Origin of the sequence: Streptomyces luteosporeus, assembly GCF_039532865.1 — a bacterium.
Classification (GTDB): Bacteria; Actinomycetota; Actinomycetes; order Streptomycetales; family Streptomycetaceae; genus Streptomyces; species Streptomyces luteosporeus.
In genome coordinates this window covers 25,090-42,618 of record NZ_BAAASL010000016.1, presented here as the reverse complement: position 1 = coordinate 42,618, position 17,529 = coordinate 25,090, and the positions used below count along the sequence as shown (strand labels likewise).

The window sequence follows — 17,529 nt, the reverse complement described above, 5'->3', positions numbered from 1 at the left end:
TCAGTGTGCCGGTCCGGCCCCGTCGAGCAGCAAGGCGGTGCCCACCAGGCCGATGTGGCTGAACGCCTGCGGGAAGTTGCCCAGCTGCCGGCCGGCGGCCGGGGCGTACTCCTCGGCCAGCAGGCCGACGTCGTTGCGCACGGCCAGGAGCCGCTCGAAGAGTGCGCGGGCCTCCTTGGGGCGCCCGGTCAGCTGCAGCGCGTCGGCCAGCCAGAAGGAGCAGGCCAGGAAGGTGCCTTCGGTGCCGGAGATGCCGTCCACCGCCGTGTGGGCGAGGCCGTCGCCGTAGCGGCGCACGAAGCCGTCGTCGGTGAGCTCCCGCCGTACCGCGTCGACGGTGGCCAGGACGCGCGGGTCGTCGGGCGGCAGGAAGCCGGTGCGGGGGATGAGCAGGGTGGCGGCGTCCAGTTCGGTGGAGCCGTAGGACTGGACGAAGGCGCCGCGCCCGGCGTCGTACCCCTTCTCGCACACCTCGCGGTGGATCTCCTCGCGCAGGGCCCGCCAGCCGTCCAGGTCGCCGTCCAGGCTCGGGTCGGCCTCCAGCGTGCGCACCGCGCGGTCGGCGGCGACCCAGGCCATGACCTTGGAGTGCACGAAGTGCCGGCGCGGGCCGCGCACCTCCCACAGGCCGGCGTCGGGTTCGCGCCAGTGCTCGCGCAGGAAGTCCAGGAAGCAGCGCTGGATGTTCCAGGCGTGCGGCTTGGCGCGCAGCCCGCCCTCGCGGGCGGCGTGCAGGGAGTCGACGACCTCGCCGTAGACGTCGAGCTGCAGCTGGGAGACGGCGCCGTTGCCGGTGCGTACGGGGTAGGAGCGCTCGTAGCCGGCCAGCCAGGGCAGCTCCGTCTCCGGCAGCCGGCGCTCGCCCGCCAGCCCGTACATCGTCTGCAGGTCGGCGGGGTCGCCGGCGACGGCCCGCACCAGCCAGTCGCGCCAGGCGCGGGCCTCGTCCTCGTAGCCGAGGGCGAGCAGCGAGTTCAGGGTGAGGGTGGAGTCGCGCAGCCAGCAGTAGCGGTAGTCCCAGTTGCGCACGCCGCCGATCTCCTCGGGCAGGGAGGTGGTGGGGGCCGCGACGATGCCGCCGGTGGGGGCGTAGGTGAGGGCCTTGAGGGTGAGCAGCGAGCGGACGACGGCCTCGCGGTAGGGGCCGCGGTAGCGGCAGCGGCCGGCCCAGGCGCGCCAGTCGGCGAGGCTGTGGTCGAGGGCCTCGTGGGGGTCGATGAGGGCGGGCCGGGGCTCGTGGGAGGGGTGCCAGGTCAGGACGAAGGCGATCTTCTCCCCGGCGGCGACCGTGAACTCCGAGCGGGTGCTCGGGCCCTCGCCGCGGGTGGGCACCTCCGGTTCGCTGCGCAGCCAGGCGGAGTCGGGGCCGGCGACGGCGACGCGGTGTCCGTCGGTGCGGCGCACCCAGGGCACGATGGCGCCGTAGTCGAAGCGCAGCCGCAGCACGCCGAGCATCTCGACGCGGCCGCTGAGACCCTCGACGATGCGCACCAGGTCGGGGGCACGGTCGCGCTGCGGCATGAAGTCGGTGACCTTCACCGCGCCGCCGGCGGTCTCCCACACGGACTCCAGGACGAGGGAGTCCTCCAGGTAGGCGCGCCGGGTGCAGGCGCCGGCGCCGGCCGGGGCCAGGCGCCAGTGGCCGTTGTCCTCGTCGCCGAGGAGGGCGGCGAAGCAGGCGGGGGAGTCGAAGCGGGGCAGGCAGAGCCAGTCGATCGAGCCGTCGCGGCCGACGAGGGCCGCGGTCTGGAGGTCGCCGATGAGCGCGTAGTCCTCGATGAGTGCTGCCACGCGGGGCGTCTTCCCAGCTGGGAGGGTGGTTACTCCGTGCCGGGGGCTGTCCGGGCGACCGGTTCGGGTGCGCCGGGCGGCGCACTCGTCTCCTGCTGTGCGGCCTGCGCGGCCCGGTCGCGGCGCTCACGGCGCACGAGCACGACCCAGCCGACGGGGACGAAGGCGGAGAACAGCCACCACTGGATCGCGTACGCCATGTGGTTGCCGATGCTGCTGTGATCCGGGTCGGGCACGACCTGGGGCTGGCCGGCGGCGGTGGGGGAGATCAGCTCCAGGTAGCCGCCGAGCAGGCTCCGGTGCAGCGTGGCGGCCTGGCGCTCGCTGTTGATCCGCATGATCATGCGGGGCGGCAGGCCCTTGGTGTCCTTGATGCCGCTGCTGGCCGTCTCGTCGGCGCGCAGCCGGCCGGTCACGGTGATCGTCCCGGCCGGGGGCGCGGGGACCTCGGGGAACGTCAGCTGACCCGCGTCGGCCGGGATCCAGCCGCGGTTGACCAGCACCGCGCGGCCGTCGGCCAGCACGAGGGGGGTGATGACCATGTAGCCGGACTTGCCGGAGGCGTCCGTGCGGTAGCGGGCGACGACCTCGCCCTTGGCGTCGTACGTGCCGGTCGCGGTGACCCGGCGCCAGACGGCGTCCTGCGGGACGTCGCGCCCCGGGGCGGCCAGCTCGGTGACGGGCACCGGGGGCCGGGTGAGGCTGCGGGCGATGTGGTCGTTGCGCGCCACCCGGGCCTCGTGGCGATGCAGCTGCCAGAAGCCCAGTCTGATCATCGCCGGGATCAGGGCGAGCCCCACGAGGGTGAGGATCACCCACTGCCGGGTCAGCAGGAAGCGGTACACGCATTTGACGGTACCTGGTGGGATTCGCACCCCGGCCGGTGGGTGCCGCTTGCCGGTCAGACCCGGCTCTCGGCCGGGATCACATGGGACAGGAGCTGGACGAAGGCCGCCTCGTCGATCACGGGGGTGCCGAAGGTGCGGGCCTTGGTGACCTTGGAGGTGGGGGAGTCGGGGTCGTTGGTGACCAGCACGCTGGTCAGCCGGGAGATGCTCGTGGCCACGTGCAGCCCGGCCTCCACGGCCCGGTCCTCCAGCAGCTCGCGGTCGATGGAGGTGTCGCCGGAGAACGCCACCCGCATGCCCTGAATGAGCTGTTCGCCCGGTTTGTAGTGCCCGGGGTTGGGATACGGGCACGCCGGACGCTTGCGGCTCGCCCGCCACGTCGAGCGGAACGACGGCTGATAACCGGCCCTCGGCGACGGGACGGGAGCCGGGGAGTCGGACCACTCCGTCAGCGGCTGGCAGGCCAGCAGCGGCAGCCGCAGCCCGCTCCGGGCCGCCCGGTGCAGACTCGGCCGGAACGCCTCCGCCAGCACCCGGGCGTCGTCCAGCGCGTGGTGGGCGCGCTGCTGCACCACGCCGTAGTGCGCGGCGAGCGACTCCAGCTTGTGATTGGGCAGCGGCAGCCCGAGCTCCTTCGACAGCGCGATCGTGCACAGCCGTTGGCGCACCGGCGCGGCCGAGCGCGCCCGGGCGTACTCACGGGCGATCATCGACCAGTCGAAGGCCGCGTTGTGCGCCACCAGCACCCGGCCCGCGAGCCGCTCCGCGAACTCGCCGGCGATCTCCGCGAAAAGCGGCGCGCCGCCCAGGACTTCGGAGGTCAGACCGTGGATCCACACCGGCCCCGGATCGCGCTCGGGGTTGACCAGTGTGTACCACCGGTCCTCGACCCGGCCCCGGGCGTCCAGCTGGTAGACCGCCGCCGACACTATCCGGTCGTCCCGGGCGAGCCCGGTGGTCTCCACGTCGACGACCGCGTACCCCTCGGGATAGGCGGCCGGCCACGGGTCGGGCAGGGGTGTGTCGGTGCGGTCGTCGAGCATGGTCCAAGAGCTTAAGGGCCCGCACTGACAGCGCGGGATCCGGCCGTCGCGATCGACACCTTCAGGCCAGTGCCGACAGCAGCCCGCCGGCCGTCACCCGCACCGTGCCCTCGCACCCGTCGACCGCGCCCGGCAGCAGACGGTAGACCGTACCCGTCGCCTTGCGCACGCCCACCGCCCCCTCCAGCAGGGCGACGAAGGCGTGCCGGCCCTCGACCGCCGCCGCGGCCAGCTCGTGGGCGTCCCCCACCGGCTCGCAGAAGTCGGGCGGCGCCGTGCGCAGCCGCGCCGCGAAGGCACCGGTGCCCTCGCCCTCCCGGCGCCCGTACCGCCACAGCTCGGCGGCCCCGCCCGGCACGCGCCGGATCACCGCGACCTCGCCCGCCCGGGCGGCCGCGTGCCAGCAGCACAGCTCCCACAGGCTCACCCGCGCACCGGAGGAGAAGTAGCCGGTCAGCTCGCGGCCCAGCGCCCCCATCGCGTCGCCGTGCCGGCCCACGGTGTGCAGGCCCGTGCCACCCGGAAGGTGGACATCGGTCCACAGCGCACGCCCCTCCGCCAGGTCGACGACCATCGGCACGCACGCCCGCGACCGCCCGGTCAGGTCGAAGCGCTGCCGCACCGTGCGCGGGTCGTACGACGCGCCGCGCGCCCCCGTGCCCGGCAGCGTCATGAACCCGGCGAAGGCGTCCGGCAGCTCCTCGAAGGGGATGTTGTTGTAGCTGAAGACCACCGGCACCGCGTAGCGCACGTCCGCCTCCAGCAGGGCGAGCACGTCCAGGTCGACGTACTCGGTCGCGCCGTCGGGCGCCGGCGCGGAGGTGAGGTCGCCGGAGTGCACCGCCGCGTCGTGCCCGAACCGCAGCTTCGTGTAGTCGCACAGCCCGACGCCGTTCCACTCCTCGTCGAAGAAGGCCACCGACAGGTCGAGGTCCACCCGCTCGCCCTCGGGCTCCATCCAGTGCAGGAACAGCCGCAGCACGTCCCCCTCGGGCAGGTCCAGGGTGCTGCCGCGCGGCACCGCCACCAACGACGCGGCCGCGGAGTGCTCGGTGAAGGGCACCGTCAGAGCGGCCAGGGCGGAGTCCAGCAGCGCCACCTCGAACGGCGGGGCGGCCGACAGCCGCCGCAGCGCCTCCGCCTCCAGCAGCGCGCACACCCGCTCGACCACCGGCCCGGCCAGCGCAGGGCGCGCCTCGTCCACCGCGTGCACGCGCGTCACCGCTCCCCGGGGGAAGAACACCCGGCGCGCCGACGGCAGGTGCCGCCCCCGCAGGGCGCCCAGCGCCCCCAGCAACGCCCCCGGGCCCACCTTGGGCAACCCCTGCTCCAGCGCCTCGGCCACATCCGGCGCGAGCTCGCCGCCGCCGTACAGCCGCAGCACGTGGTCCAGGCGCCGCACCAGCTCGCCGGGCCGCTGCCGCAGCAGCGCCACGGCCGCCGCCGGATCGCCGGCGCGCAGCGCCTCCTCGACCCGCCCCGCCCAGGTGCGCGGCACGATCCGCGCACGGCCGTCGGCCGCCGCCCGCAGCGCCACCGCCTCCGGGTGCCGCTGCGCCGTCGCCGACAGCGCGCGGGCCAGCGGGCCGGTGCCGCAGACGTCCGTGCTGCGCAGGGCCGCGAAGGCCAGTGCCGCCCGCGGGTGGCGCGTGTGCTGCTCGAAGGGGTGCAGCAGCTCGGCGGCGCGCAGCCACGCGGCCCGGTGCCGCAGCAGGTCCTCGACGAGGGAGGCGGTGTGCAACGCGTCCAGCACGCCCAGCAGTTCGCGCCGCAGCGGCCGCGGCAGGCCGCGCTGGCGCGGTGGCCGCAGCAGGTCCGCCTCGCCGCCGGACCACACGCACAGCAGCCGCAGGACGTCCGTCGCGGTCGTCAGCCGCAGCGGCAGCAGCTCGCGCACCGCCGCCACGGTCGCCGGGCCGCCGTCGCGCAGCAGCGTGCCCAGCACCAGCGCCTTGGTCTCGCGCACCGGGACGTCCTCGGGCAGCCACGCGAGGCCCCCCGGCTCGGCGTGCGCCAGCAGCACCTTGAGGTCGTCCCGGTCCTGCGGCGACAGCGGCGTGGCGCGGGCGAGCAGCGCGGTCAGCTCCCGTGCGGCGTCCGCGGTGCGCGACGTCCCCAGCACCAGCAGCTTCAGCGGGCCCGCGGACGGCACGCCCTGGTCCGCAACACTGCGCGACGGCCGAAGGAACGGGTCGTCGCGGTCGATGCGCCGGTGGCACAGCGGGCACCCGGCGTAGTCCGCGCCGTCCCAGCAGGAACGGCACACCAGGTGCGCGCACGGTGCGACCGGGTGCACCTGCCCGACCGTCCCGCACAGCACGCACGGCTGCTCCGGCCGCTGCAGCAGCAGGGCGAAGACCCGGTCGACGTACAGCGCGAGCGTGTCGTGCGGCACCGAGGCGGGGAAGTCGCGGAACAGCGGCATGTGCGTACGGTCCGCCCCCAGCTGCGCGTCGAGCGCCCGCAGCAGGCCGCGCCCGGTGTCGGCGAGGGCCTCGGCCCCGGCGCCGGCCAGCACCGAGCGCAGCGGCTCGGTCAGCGCGTGCCCGCGCGCGAGCAGCTCGGCCTCCAGGGCCGTCAGCCCCGCGGCGGTGCGCGCGTCGCCGGCGGCCGGGCCCGTCGCCGGCTCGTGGTCGATGTGGACGATCTGGGCGCGGCGCAGCAGAACGGCCTGGAGCGTGGACACGAAGAACCCCCCGGAGAAAACGAAGCGGGGGCGGGAAGTGGGCGCGCTCGTTTCTTTGGAGGAAAAGGAGAAGGAAGCACACCGCGGAGCCGCCCCCGCGCCACGATTCTAGGAGCCCGCCGATCACGGCCGCGAACGGTTTTCCGGCGCCCGGCGACCGCCGGTAACAAAGATTCGGTACCCGAGGGTAACAACCCCTAGCGGCAAGGCCGTCGGCGTGTTTATGGTGCGCCCATGCCGCACCTACCCGACGTGGTCCTGTGGTCCATACCCGCCTTCGTCGTGCTCACCGCGCTGGAAGCGGTGAGCTACCGGATCCATCCCGACGACCGCCTGGAGGGATACGCGGCCAAGGACGCGGCGACCAGCATCGGCATGGGGCTCGGCAGCCTCGTCTTCGACGCCCTGTGGAAGATCCCGATCGTCGCGCTCTACACGGCCCTGTACGAACTGACCCCGCTGCGCGTGCCCGTCCTGTGGTGGACGCTCCCGCTGATGCTGCTCGCGCAGGACTTCTTCTACTACTGGTCGCACCGCGGCCACCACGTGGTGCGCATCCTGTGGGCCTGCCACGTGGTGCACCACTCCAGCAGGAAGTTCAACTTCACCACCGCCCTGCGCCAGCCATGGACGTCGCTGACCGTGTGGCCGTTCTACGTGCCCATGGTGCTGGCCGGCGTGCACCCGGCGGCATTGGCGTTCTGCTCGTCCGCCAACCTCGTCTACCAGTTCTGGGTGCACACCGAGCGCGTCGGCAAGCTGCCCCGGCCGCTGGAGTTCGTCCTCAACACGCCCTCGCACCACCGCGTCCACCACGCGTCGCAGGGCGGCTACCTCGACCGCAACTTCGGCGGCATCCTCATCGTCTGGGACCGGATGTTCGGCTCCTTCGTGCCGGAGGGCGAACGCCCCGTCTACGGGCTGACGAAGAACATCGCCACCTACAACCCGCTGCGCGTGGCCACGCACGAGTACGCCGCGATCGCCCGCGACGTGCGGGCCGCCCGCAGCTGGCGCGAGCGCGCCGGCCGCCTCTTCCGCGGCCCCGGCTGGCAGCCCCTCCCTCCGGCCGCCGAGAGCGCCGTACGCACCGAGCGCCCGGCGGCCGTGCAGCCCGAGCGGGCCGCGTGAGGGCCGCCCGGGCGGTGCCGGCGGCCTTCGGCGCCGCCGCCGCGGCCCACCTCGGCGCGCTGCTCGCCCACGCCACGACCCTCGCCCACCTGACCAAACCGGCCCTGATGCCGCTGCTGGCCGCCGCCGTGCTGCTGCACGGCGGCTCCCGCCTGCTCGCCGCGGCCCTGCTGTGCGGCTGCGCCGGCGACGCCCTGCTGCAGGCGGAGGGCCGTACGCCGTTCCTGCTGGGCATGGCGGCCTTTGCCGCGGGGCACCTGTGCTACCTCGCCCTGTTCGCCCGGCACGGCACGCCGGGCGGCAGCCGTACGTACCGGCTCGCCGCCGCCTACGCAGCCGCCTGGCTCGCCACGGTGGCCCTGCTGTGGCCCGGCCTGGAGGCCGGTATGCGGCTGCCCGTCGTCCTGTACAGCCTGCTGCTGACCGCCATGGCCCTGGCCGCGACCCGGGCCGGGGCGTGGGCCGCGGCCGGCGGGCTGCTGTTCCTCGTCTCCGACTCGCTGCTGGCCGGCGGGCTCGCCGGCTGGCCGCAGGCGCCCGCCGCCCAGTTCTGGGTGATGCTCACCTACGCCGCCGCCCAGGCCCTGCTCGCGTACGGCGTGCACCGGTGCGTCGCGGCGGCGGGAGCCGGCAGCGGCCGGCCGGCCCCCGCGCGGGCGGCGGTCAGTCCGTGACGGCCGCCAGGGCGTCGACGATGCCGTAGCCGTAGAAGCTGTTGACGTGCTTGGTGCCGGTGCACGCGGCCTTCCACTTGCCCGTGCCGTCCGGGTCGTAGCCGGCGGCGGGGCAGCCCGGGTTCTTCGCCTGGGCCTTCAGGAGCCACTGGATCTCCTGCGGACTGGAGCCCGGGTGGGCGCTCTTGAGCAGCGCCGCCACGCCCGCCACGTGCGGGCTGGCCATCGAGGTGCCCTGCAGGAAGCCCCAGTCGCCGCCGGGCAGGGTGGACAGGATCCGGCCGTCCTTGGCGGGCAGCTCGGGTATCTGCAGGGAGTCGCCGCCGGGGGCGGCGACGTCTATCGCGTTCAGACCGTAGTTGGAGTAGAAGGACTTCCCGGACTTCACACCGGTCGCGGCGACGGTGACCACGCCGGGCAGGGAGGCGGGGACGTCCAGGCACTGCCGCGGGTCCACCTTGCGCGGCACCGGCTTGGAGTCGTTGGGGCTGGAGGCGTCGTCCAGCTGCGGCGCCGCGAGGTCCAGGTTGGAGTTGCCGGCGGCGGCGACGTTGACCACGCCCTTGTCCTGGGCGTACTTGGCGGCCCGGCCGACCGCCTCGGCTATCGCCTTCTGGTCGCCGTCGTCGGGGCAGTTGAACAGCCACGGGTCGACGTAGTAGCTGTTGTTCGTCACCGACACGCCGTGGTCGGCGGCGAAGACGAACGCGCACACCACGCTCTCCGCGTAGAAGAAGGCGTTCTTGTCGGGCGTGCTCACCTTGATGCCTGAGACCTTCACACCAGGAGCAACACCGGAGACGCCCAGACCGTTGCGGGCCGCGGCTATCGTCCCGGCGACGTGCGTGCCGTGGTAGTCGTCGGCCGGGTTGTGCGGACGCCAGGCGCCCGGGCTCGTGTCGGCCTTGCCGGACACGCAGCTCGCGGACTGCCCGGCGGAGAAGTTCGGCGCCAGGTCGGGGTGGGTGTCGTCCACGCCGGTGTCGATGACGGCGACGGTGACCTTCCTGCTGCCCGCGTTCACCTTCGCGGCCTTGTCGGCGCCTATCGCGCCCAGGTCCCACTGCAGGCCCTCCAGCGGCTCCTTGCCGGCCGCCAGCGACCGGGCGGCGGCCCCCTTCTCCTCCTTCGACAGCTTCAGCCGCTCGGGCTTGCCGTAGTCGGTGGTGGCCGCCGAGGTGATGGGCGCGGTGCGCGTGGCGCCCGCCGAGGACACCCCGGACACCGACCGCATGGTCTTGGCGAAACCGGCGTCGCGGGAGTGCACGACGATGACGCCGATGCGGTCGTAGGACACCACGATGCTGCCGCCCGCCTTCGCGACGGCCTTCTTCACCCGCGCCAGCGTGCCCCGGTCCGTGGCCGTGTTCACCACGTACGACAGCAGCGGGCCCGTCGCGGTCGCGGCGGCGGAAGGGGAGGCGGGGGCCTGCGGGGCGGCGCTGGCCGCGCCGGGCAGGAAGCCGAGGGAGGCGGTGAGCGCCAGTCCGAGCGGGGCGGCGAGGAGCGCCTGCCGCCGTCTGAGACGCAGATGGGCCATGGCCATGAAGGTCTCCACATCATCCGGGAATCCGCCCACCGCACAGACGTGCGGGGGCGGTCGCGCATGACGAGTGAAGCTAGCGCCGATCAGCGGCGGCGGGCAATGAATTCACCGAGACTGGAGGTCGCCCCTCCGGCGCCCCTCCGACTGCCCCGGCCGTCAACCCGGCGTTTTCACACGGCCGTCCGCAGGGGGACGGCAGGACGCCGCCCCCTGTCGCATACTGCGGTGTCACCCTACGATGCGTGATCCGGGTCACAAGATCCCGGCTCGCGCCCCCATCCACCTCGTCAGGAGAGGCCGTGGACCCAGAAGAGGCCGTGGGTGCCCCACCCAGCGCACCCCAGGGGCCGGACGAGCCGCCCCGCCCCGCCATCCCCGCCCAGCCCGACACCTTCACCGACCTGCAGCGCAGCGCCGAATTCGGCGAACTGCGCCGGGCGCACCGCTCCTTCGCCTTCCCGCTGACCATCGCCTTCGTCAGCTGGTACCTGCTGTACGTCCTGCTGTCCAACTACGCGGGCGGCTTCATGGACACCGTCGTGCTGGGCAACATCAACGTCGCCTTCGTCCTCGGCCTGGCCCAGTTCCTGACCACCTTCCTGATCGCCTGGTGGTACGCCCGGCACGCCGCGGCACGCATCGATCCCAAGGCAGAGGCCCTCAAGGCCCGGCTGGAGGCGGGGGAATGAGCACCGGAACCACCGAACTGCTCGCCGCCGGCGGCGCGGGCGAACACCGCACCCTGATCATCACCCTCTTCTCCGTCTTCGTTGCCGTGACCCTCGGCATCACCGTCTGGGCCGGCCGGCAGACCAAGGACGCCACCGACTTCTACGCCGGCGGCCGCTCCTTCACCGGCTTCCAGAACGGGCTGGCGATCTCCGGCGACTACATGTCCGCCGCGTCCTTCCTGGGCATCGCCGGCGCCATCTCCCTCTACGGCTACGACGGCTTCCTGTACTCCATCGGCTTCCTCGTCGCCTGGCTGGTCGCCCTGCTGCTCGTCGCCGAACCGCTGCGCAACTCCGGCCGCTTCACCATGGCCGACGTCCTCGCCCACCGGCTCGAACAGCGGCCGGTGCGCACCGCGGCCGGCACCTCCACCATCGTCGTGTCGATCTTCTACCTGCTCGCCCAGATGGTCGGCGCAGGCGCCCTGGTGGCCCTGCTGCTCGGCGCCACCGGCGAGAGCTCCCGGCGCTGGATCATCGTCCTGGTCGGCCTGGTGATGGTGCTGTACGTGACCATCGGCGGCATGAAGGGCACCACCTGGGTGCAGATCGTCAAGGCCGTCCTGCTCATCGCGGGCACCGTGCTGATCACCGTGCTCGTCCTGACCAAGTTCCACTGGAACCTCTCCACCCTGCTCGGCCGCGCCGCCGAGGCCAGCGGCAAGGGCAGGGCCTTCCTGGAACCGGGCCTGCAGTACGGCAAGGACGGCACGTCCAAGCTCAACTTCATCTCGCTCGGCCTGGCCCTGGTCCTGGGCACCGCCGGACTGCCGCACATCCTCATCCGCTTCTACACCGTGCCCACCGCCCGGGCCGCCCGGACGTCCGTGAACTGGGCCATCGGCATCATCGGCGCCTTCTACCTGATGACCATCGCCCTCGGCTTCGGCGCCGCCGCCCTCGTCGGGCCCAAGGCCATCACCGCCTCCAACGAGTCCGGCAACACCGCCGCCCCGCTGCTCGCCCAGGAGATCGGCGGGGGAGCGGGCTCCACCGGCGGGGCCGTCCTGCTCGCCGTGATCTCGGCGGTCGCCTTCGCCACCATCCTCGCCGTGGTCGCCGGCCTGACCCTGGCCTCCTCCGCGTCCTTCGCCCACGACCTGTGGGCCAACGTCATCCGCAAGGGGCGCACCGGCGAGAAGGAGGAGATCCTCACCGCCAAGCTCGCCGCGGTCGTCATCGGCGCGATCTCCATCGCCCTCGGCATCTTCGCCCACCGCCTCAACGCCGCCGCCCTGGTGGCCCTCGCCTTCGCCGTCGCCGCCTCGGCCAACCTGCCGACGATCCTCTACAGCCTGTTCTGGAAGCGCTTCACCACCCGCGGCGCGCTGTGGTCGATCTACGGCGGACTGATCTCCTCCGTCACCCTGGTGATCCTCTCCCCGGTCGTCTCCGGCAACCCCAAGGCGCTCTTCCCCGGCCTGAGCTTCGACTACTTCCCGCTCGGCAACCCCGGCCTGGTCTCCATCCCGCTCGGTTTCCTCCTCGGCTGGGCCGGCTCCCTGGCCTCGAAGCCGGCACCGGACCAGGACAAGCGGTACGCGGAGCTGGAGGTGCGCTCCCTGACGGGCTACGGAGCCCACTGAGCCCCCTCCCGGCGCCCTCTCCCGCGGCCGATCGCGTACGCTGCGATCCGGCGGTTCCACTGTCCAGTCCGCGGGAGGGGGCGTTCGCCGTGCTCACCGACACCTACGGCCGCGTCGCGACGGACCTGCGCGTCTCCCTGACCGACCGCTGCAACCTGCGCTGCACGTACTGCATGCCCGCCGAGGGCCTCGCCTGGCTGCCCAAGCCCGAGCTCCTCACCGACGACGAGATCGTCCGCCTCGTCCACGTCGCCGTCGCCCACCTCGGCGTACGCGACGTCCGCTTCACCGGCGGGGAACCCCTGCTGCGGCCCGGGCTCGCCGGCATCGTCGCCCGCTGCGCCGCCCTCGCCCCCCGGCCCCGGCTGTCGCTGACCACCAACGGCATCGGCCTCGCCCGCACCGCGGCCGCCCTGCGCGCCGCCGGCCTGGACCGGGTCAACGTCTCCCTCGACACCCTGCGCCCGGACGTCTTCGCCACCCTCACCCGGCGCAAGCGCCACCAGGACGTCCTCGACGGCCTCGCCGCCGCCCACGCCGCCGGACTGACCCCGGTCAAGGTCAACGCCGTCCTGATGCGCGGGCACAACGACGACGAGGCACCCGAGCTGCTGGCCTGGGCCCTGGAGCACGGCTACGAGCTGCGCTTCATCGAGCAGATGCCGCTGGACGCCCAGCACGGCTGGCAGCGGGACGGCATGATCACCGCCGAGGAGATCCTCGCCGGCTTGAGCACCCGCTTCGCGCTCACCCCCGAGCCGGACGACGCACGCGGCTCCGCCCCCGCCGAACGCTGGCTCGTGGACGGCGGCCCGGCCCGCGTGGGCGTCATCGCCTCGGTCACCCGCCCCTTCTGCTCCGCCTGCGACCGCACCCGGCTGACCGCGGACGGGCAGATACGCACCTGCCTGTTCGCGCGCGAGGAGTCCGACCTGCGCGGAGCGCTGCGGGCGGGGGCGACGGACGAAGAGCTGGCCGGGCTGTGGCGTACGGCGATGCGGGGCAAGAAGGCGGGCTCGGGCCTGGACGCCCCGTCCTTCCTCCAGCCGGCCCGCCCCATGTCGGCGATCGGCGGCTGAGCCCGCGCGCCAGGCCCTACGCGCCCGCGGTGGGGCCCTGCCGCTCCCACTCCTCCAGCGTCACGACGTCCTTCAAGAACCCCCGCACCGCCAGGAACTGCGACAGGTGTTCGCGATGCTCCTCGCACGCCAGCCACGTCTTGCGCCGCTCCGGCGTGTGCAGCTTGGGGTTGTTCCACGCCAGCACCCACACCGCCGCCTCGCGGCAGCCCTTCGCGGAACAGATCACGGCGGGGTTCGGAGCGGGACTCGGAGCAGGATTCGGGGAGTTCACGCCCCGACCTTACGCGGGAGTGCGTGGACACGGCGACGCCGGGCAGCCACGGGGGGAGCCGCCCGGCGTCGGTCTGTCGCTCCGACGGGGGATGCGGAGCGCCTACGAAGTATGTCACGGGGGGCCCGGAACGGGGCACCGATCCACATGATTGATCTGAGGTTTTCTTGAGCTTGTCACACCGCTCCCGGCGCCTCCCGCCGGCTGCCGACGGTCAGCCCTGGTCGCGGCCTTGATCGCGGCCGGGCGCCTCACCGGCTTCCGCGACCGGTTCCGCAGGAGCCCCCGCAGGCGTCGCCGGCCCCGTCGTGAGCACCGGCCGGCTCGGCCCGCCGACGAACGCGGTCGGCAGCGAAGGGGCCCTCTCCCGGCCCGCGTTGGCGATGACGACGGCCACGTAGGGCAGCAGCGCACCGAGGACCAGCGTCCCGATCGCCACATGGCGCTCCACGTTCCACAGCACTACCGTGAGGATCACGGAGATCGTGCGAACGCCCATCGAAATGACGTACCGGCGCTGGCGGCCGCGCACGTCCTCCGCCAGGCCCTGCCGGGCTCCGGTGATCCGGAAGACTTCGTCTCCACCGTGCTTCCGCATCACGTTCCACCACCCGATTGCCGTGCGACGCCCCTCGGGCCGTTACGGGATCCACGTTACGCCGCGCATGTGCCGGGTACGAGACCGGGTCGCCCGCCGCAGGCTCGCGCACGGGCGCTCGACGTGCACATACGGCGTACGGATGGCTCCGACGTGCGCCGTAGGGGGCAGCGCCCCACAATGGCGGAGCACGGCACGTCGCTCCGTACGAGGAGGCGAAATGAGCTGGTTGTGGGCGATCATCGTGGGACTGGTCCTGGGCCTGATCGCCAAGGCGATCCTGCCGGGCAAACAGCACATCCCCATCTGGTTGACGATCATCTGCGGTCTGATCGGCGGCCTGCTCGGCAACTGGGCCGCTGCCGCACTGGGCGTGGGGGAGACCAAGGGCATCGACTGGATCAGGCACGCCCTGCAGCTCATCGGCGCGGTGATCATCGTCGGCATCGGCGACCGCCTGTGGGTCGGCCTCCGCGGAAACCGTCAACGGGCGTGACGCACGAGGCGGCCGGTGCGCGCATCGCGCACCGCCCGCCTCGTCATGGCGTCATGCTCGTCGTGCCGTCCTGGCAGACCGCGGCTAGAGCCCGCGCAGCTCCGCGATCCTGCGGCCGGCCTTGAGGTAGACCCCGTCCACCGTGCGCCCGCCCAGCAGCTCCCGGGCCACCTCGCCCAGCGGCCGCAGCGCCTCCGCCTCGGCGAGCACCACGGCCTCCTGGCCGTCGGCCGTCTGGAGGACCAGCCGCAGACCGTTCTGCTTGGCCACCCGGCGCGCGGCCGAGGCGCTCGGCTGGAAGCCCAGCACCTTGCTCAGCACCGCCGTCGCCGGCTCCGCGCCGTGCTCGGCGAGGTCGACCACCGGCGTCTCGACGTCACCGAAGCTCTTCTTGGAGAACTGGGCCACGAACCCCGCCCGCGCCGCCATCGCCGCCTCCACGCCGTACAGCGCGGCCACGACCTCGCCCGCCAGGACCTTCTTCAGGTCCATCGGGTGCAGCGCCTTGTCCTCCAGACGGGAGAGCACGAGCGCGATCTCCTCGTCCGTCCACTCCGTCCACGCCTTGAGGTAGGGCTCCATCAGCCGGTCCGGCACCGACATGATCTTGCCGAAGACGTCGTCGGCCGGCGCCGACAGGCCCACGTAGTTGCCCTTGGACTTCGACATCTTCGCGCCGGTGCCGTCCGTGCCCTCGATCAGCGGCATCGTGACCACCAGCTGCGGCGTCTGCCGGTGCACCTCCATGAGCTTGCGGCCCATCTGCAGGTTCAGCAGCTGGTCGGCACCGCCGAGCTCCACGTCGCACTCCAGCGCCACCGAGTCCAGCGCCTGCGCGATCGGGTAGAGCATCTCCGTCATCGTCAGGCCCGAGCCGGCCGCCAGCCGGTTGCGGAAGTCCTCGCGCTGCAGCAGCTGCGAGACCGGCACCTGCGCCAGGACGCCCAGCAGCTCCGGGAAGGTGTACGGCGCCAGCCACTCGCTGTTCTGCCGGAAGCTGACCTTCTCGAAGTCGAAGAACGGCCGGACCTGGTCCCGGTAGGAGGCCAGGTTCCGCGCGATGTCGTCGTCCGTCAGCGGCGGACGCTCCGCCGTACGGCCCGTCGGGTCACCGATCTTCGCGGTGAAGTCACCGATCAGCAGGGTGACGTCGTGGCCCATCCGCTGGAACCGGCTGAGGATGATCATCGGTACGGCGTGCCCCAGGTGCACGTCCGTGCCCGTCGGGTCGATGCCCAGCTTGATCCGCAGGCCCTTGCCCTCGGCACGGCGCGCCTCGATGCGGTCGGCCAGCTTGCTCACACCGGGCAGCACCTCGACCGCACGACCGGCGATCAGCGCGGCCTGGTCCTTCGGCGACAGGTCGGACAGGTCCAGATAGCGCCTCGCCTTCGTCTCCGTGAGCAGCTGCTCCACGGCCGAATCGGTGGAGAGGTCCTGCGCCAGCAGGGCGCTGACGCGTGCGACGGAGTCGCCGAGGCGTGTCATCGTGGCGTTCCTGTAGAGGGTTGTCGGACAAAGGACAGGGCCGAGTCTAATTTGCCGGGCGGCCCGGCCGCCCGGCAGTTCGTTCCCGGCCGCTACACGCCCCGGCTCACCGAGCTCATGTTGAAGTCGGGAACGCGCAGCGCGGGCATCGCCGCCCGGGTGAAGTAGTCCCCCCACTCGCGCGGCAGCGTCCGCTCCGTACGGCCCGCCTCCGTCGCCCGCGAGAGCAGCGAGACCGGGGACTCGTTGAAACGGAAGTTGTTGACCTCCGCCACGACCTCCCCCTTCTCCACCAGGTACACCCCGTCCCGGGTGAGCCCCGTCAGCAGCAGCGACGCCGGATCCACCTCGCGGATGTACCACAGGCACGTCAGCAGCAGCACCGGCCCGTCATGGCCACTGGCCGCCACCATCTCCTGCAGCGACCGGGTACCCCCCGCGTCCAGCACCAGGTTGTCCGTGTACGGCCGGACCGGCAGGCCCGTCAGCCCGGCACTGTGCCGCGTGGTGAGCAGATGGGTGAGCACACCGTCGCGGATCCAGTCCGTGGCGGCGATCGGCAGACCGTTGTCGAACACCGACGCGTCGTCCCCCGAAGCCCCCGTCAGCACGAACGGCGCGCACTGCAGGCCCGGTGCCTGCGGATCGCTGCGCAACGTCATCGGCAACTCCGAGAGCCGCTCCCCGACCCGGGTGCCACCACCCGGCCGCGAGAAGACCGTACGGCCCTCGGCCGCGTCCCGCGCCGAGGCGGACCACTGCTGGTACACCAGCAGATCGGCCACCGCCGTCGGCGGCAGCAGCGTCTCGTACCGCCCCGCCGGCAGCTCGGTGCGCCGCCGCGCCCACCCCAGCCGCTCCGCCAGCTCGGCGTCCAGCGCCAGCGGGTCGACGTCGGCGAAGTCCCGCATGGCCCGCCCCGCCCACGCGCTGCGCGTACGGTCCGGGCTCTTGGCGTTGAGCTCCAGCGTGCCCGTCGGCTGGTCGTGGCGCAGCCGCAGCCCCGCGGAGGTGCCCAGGTAACTGGAGACCACCTCGTGATGGGCGAAGCCGTACAGCTCCCGCTGCGCCGCCCGCGCCCGGGCGAAGGACTCGCCCAGCGCCGGTGCGAAGGCGTCGAAGACGGCCGAGGAGGTCTCGGCGGGCGGCTCCGTGAACGCCGCGTCCTGCGGCACCCCCGTCACCAGCGGCTGCGCGTCCTCCGCCGGCCCGGCCTCCCGCGCCGCGGCCTCCGCCGCCCGCACCAGCGGCTCCAGCTCGTCCACGGTGACCGCCGACCGCGACACGACCCCCGAGGCCGTGCCCTCGGCACCGTCGACGGTCGCCACGACCGTCACGCTCCGCCCCCGGGTAACACCGTTGGTCGTCAGGGCGTTGCCGGCCCACCGCAGATTGGCGGTCGACCGCTCCTCGGCGATGACGACGCACCCGTCGGCGCGCGACAGCTCCAGCGCGCGCTCGACGATCTCGTGGGGCTTGTGCTGGCGAGGGCTCACTGACCGGCCTCCTGCGTCGTGTTCGCTGTGTTTACCCGGGGGACGACCCCCGGACCCCCGGC

General features: G+C 73.2%; 15 protein-coding genes. 6 read left to right on the top strand and 9 right to left on the bottom strand.

The window, feature by feature from the left end:
- The 4 genes from ABD361_RS20980 to ABD361_RS20965 form a co-directional block, all read right to left on the bottom strand.
- Entirely contained in the window at window positions 1–1,791 is a 1,791-nt protein-coding gene (locus tag ABD361_RS20980) for a glycoside hydrolase family 15 protein (protein ID WP_344436962.1), read from the bottom strand.
- 29 nt (window positions 1,792–1,820) lie between these two features.
- Window positions 1,821–2,636 (bottom strand): SURF1 family cytochrome oxidase biogenesis protein, encoded by an 816-nt coding sequence (locus ABD361_RS20975; RefSeq protein WP_344436960.1) that lies wholly within the window; start codon window positions 2,634–2,636, stop codon window positions 1,821–1,823.
- Window positions 2,637–2,692: 56 nt separating this feature from the next.
- Window positions 2,693–3,682 (bottom strand): DEDDh family exonuclease, encoded by a 990-nt coding sequence (locus tag ABD361_RS20970; RefSeq protein WP_344436958.1) that lies wholly within the window; start codon window positions 3,680–3,682, stop codon window positions 2,693–2,695.
- Window positions 3,683–3,743: 61 nt separating this feature from the next.
- Window positions 3,744–6,368: an MXAN_6230/SCO0854 family RING domain-containing protein gene (locus tag ABD361_RS20965; protein ID WP_344436957.1), complete on the bottom strand. Its 2,625-nt coding sequence runs from the start codon at window positions 6,366–6,368 to the stop codon at window positions 3,744–3,746.
- A 234-nt stretch (window positions 6,369–6,602) separates the two neighbouring features.
- On the opposite strand from ABD361_RS20965, the gene ABD361_RS20960 reads away from it, so the two are divergent.
- Window positions 6,603–7,499: a sterol desaturase family protein gene (locus ABD361_RS20960; protein ID WP_344436956.1), complete on the top strand. Its 897-nt coding sequence runs from the start codon at window positions 6,603–6,605 to the stop codon at window positions 7,497–7,499.
- Window positions 7,496–8,173 (top strand): lysoplasmalogenase family protein, encoded by a 678-nt coding sequence (locus ABD361_RS20955; protein WP_344436955.1) that lies wholly within the window; start codon window positions 7,496–7,498, stop codon window positions 8,171–8,173. Before ABD361_RS20960 ends, ABD361_RS20955 begins: the two co-directional genes overlap by 4 nt.
- Here ABD361_RS20955 and ABD361_RS20950 read toward each other — a convergent pair.
- On the bottom strand, window positions 8,163–9,713 hold the full coding sequence (locus ABD361_RS20950; RefSeq protein ID WP_344437082.1) for a S8 family serine peptidase: 1,551 nt from the start codon (window positions 9,711–9,713) through the stop codon (window positions 8,163–8,165). The two genes, ABD361_RS20955 and ABD361_RS20950, sit on opposite strands and share 11 nt — an antisense overlap.
- Window positions 9,714–10,090: 377 nt before the next feature.
- Here ABD361_RS20950 and ABD361_RS20945 point away from each other — a divergent pair, with 377 nt between their 5' ends.
- The 3 genes from ABD361_RS20945 (at window position 10,091) to moaA (ending at window position 13,115) form a co-directional block, all read left to right on the top strand.
- Entirely contained in the window at window positions 10,091–10,408 is a 318-nt protein-coding gene (locus ABD361_RS20945) for a DUF485 domain-containing protein (protein ID WP_344437081.1), read from the top strand.
- Window positions 10,405–12,036, top strand: coding sequence for a solute symporter family protein (locus ABD361_RS20940; RefSeq protein WP_344436953.1), 1,632 nt, complete (start codon window positions 10,405–10,407; stop codon window positions 12,034–12,036). Before ABD361_RS20945 ends, ABD361_RS20940 begins: the two co-directional genes overlap by 4 nt.
- Before the next feature lie 89 nt (window positions 12,037–12,125).
- Window positions 12,126–13,115: a GTP 3',8-cyclase MoaA gene (gene moaA / locus ABD361_RS20935; RefSeq protein ID WP_344436952.1), complete on the top strand. Its 990-nt coding sequence runs from the start codon at window positions 12,126–12,128 to the stop codon at window positions 13,113–13,115.
- 16 nt (window positions 13,116–13,131) lie between these two features.
- Here moaA and ABD361_RS20930 read toward each other — a convergent pair whose 3' ends face one another.
- Entirely contained in the window at window positions 13,132–13,389 is a 258-nt protein-coding gene (locus tag ABD361_RS20930; RefSeq protein WP_344436951.1) for a hypothetical protein, read from the bottom strand.
- Window positions 13,390–13,603: 214 nt separating this feature from the next.
- Window positions 13,604–13,987 carry a DUF3099 domain-containing protein gene (locus tag ABD361_RS20925; RefSeq protein ID WP_344436950.1) on the bottom strand — a complete coding sequence of 128 codons (384 nt, stop codon included), beginning with the start codon at window positions 13,985–13,987 and terminating at the stop codon, window positions 13,604–13,606.
- Between the two features lie 220 nt (window positions 13,988–14,207).
- Here ABD361_RS20925 and ABD361_RS20920 point away from each other — a divergent pair, with 220 nt between their 5' ends.
- Complete coding sequence (locus ABD361_RS20920) at window positions 14,208–14,483, top strand: GlsB/YeaQ/YmgE family stress response membrane protein (RefSeq protein ID WP_344436948.1); 276 nt, start codon at window positions 14,208–14,210, stop codon at window positions 14,481–14,483.
- Between the two features lie 84 nt (window positions 14,484–14,567).
- Here ABD361_RS20920 and tyrS read toward each other — a convergent pair whose 3' ends face one another.
- The gene (gene tyrS / locus ABD361_RS20915; protein WP_344436947.1) at window positions 14,568–15,971 is read right to left on the bottom strand and encodes a tyrosine--tRNA ligase; all 1,404 of its coding nucleotides are present in this window, start codon (window positions 15,969–15,971) and stop codon (window positions 14,568–14,570) included.
- A 92-nt stretch (window positions 15,972–16,063) separates the two neighbouring features.
- Window positions 16,064–17,467, bottom strand: a complete 1,404-nt coding sequence (locus ABD361_RS20910; protein WP_344436946.1) for a metallopeptidase TldD-related protein — start codon at window positions 17,465–17,467, stop codon at window positions 16,064–16,066.
- Between the last annotated feature and the right edge of the window lie 62 nt (window positions 17,468–17,529).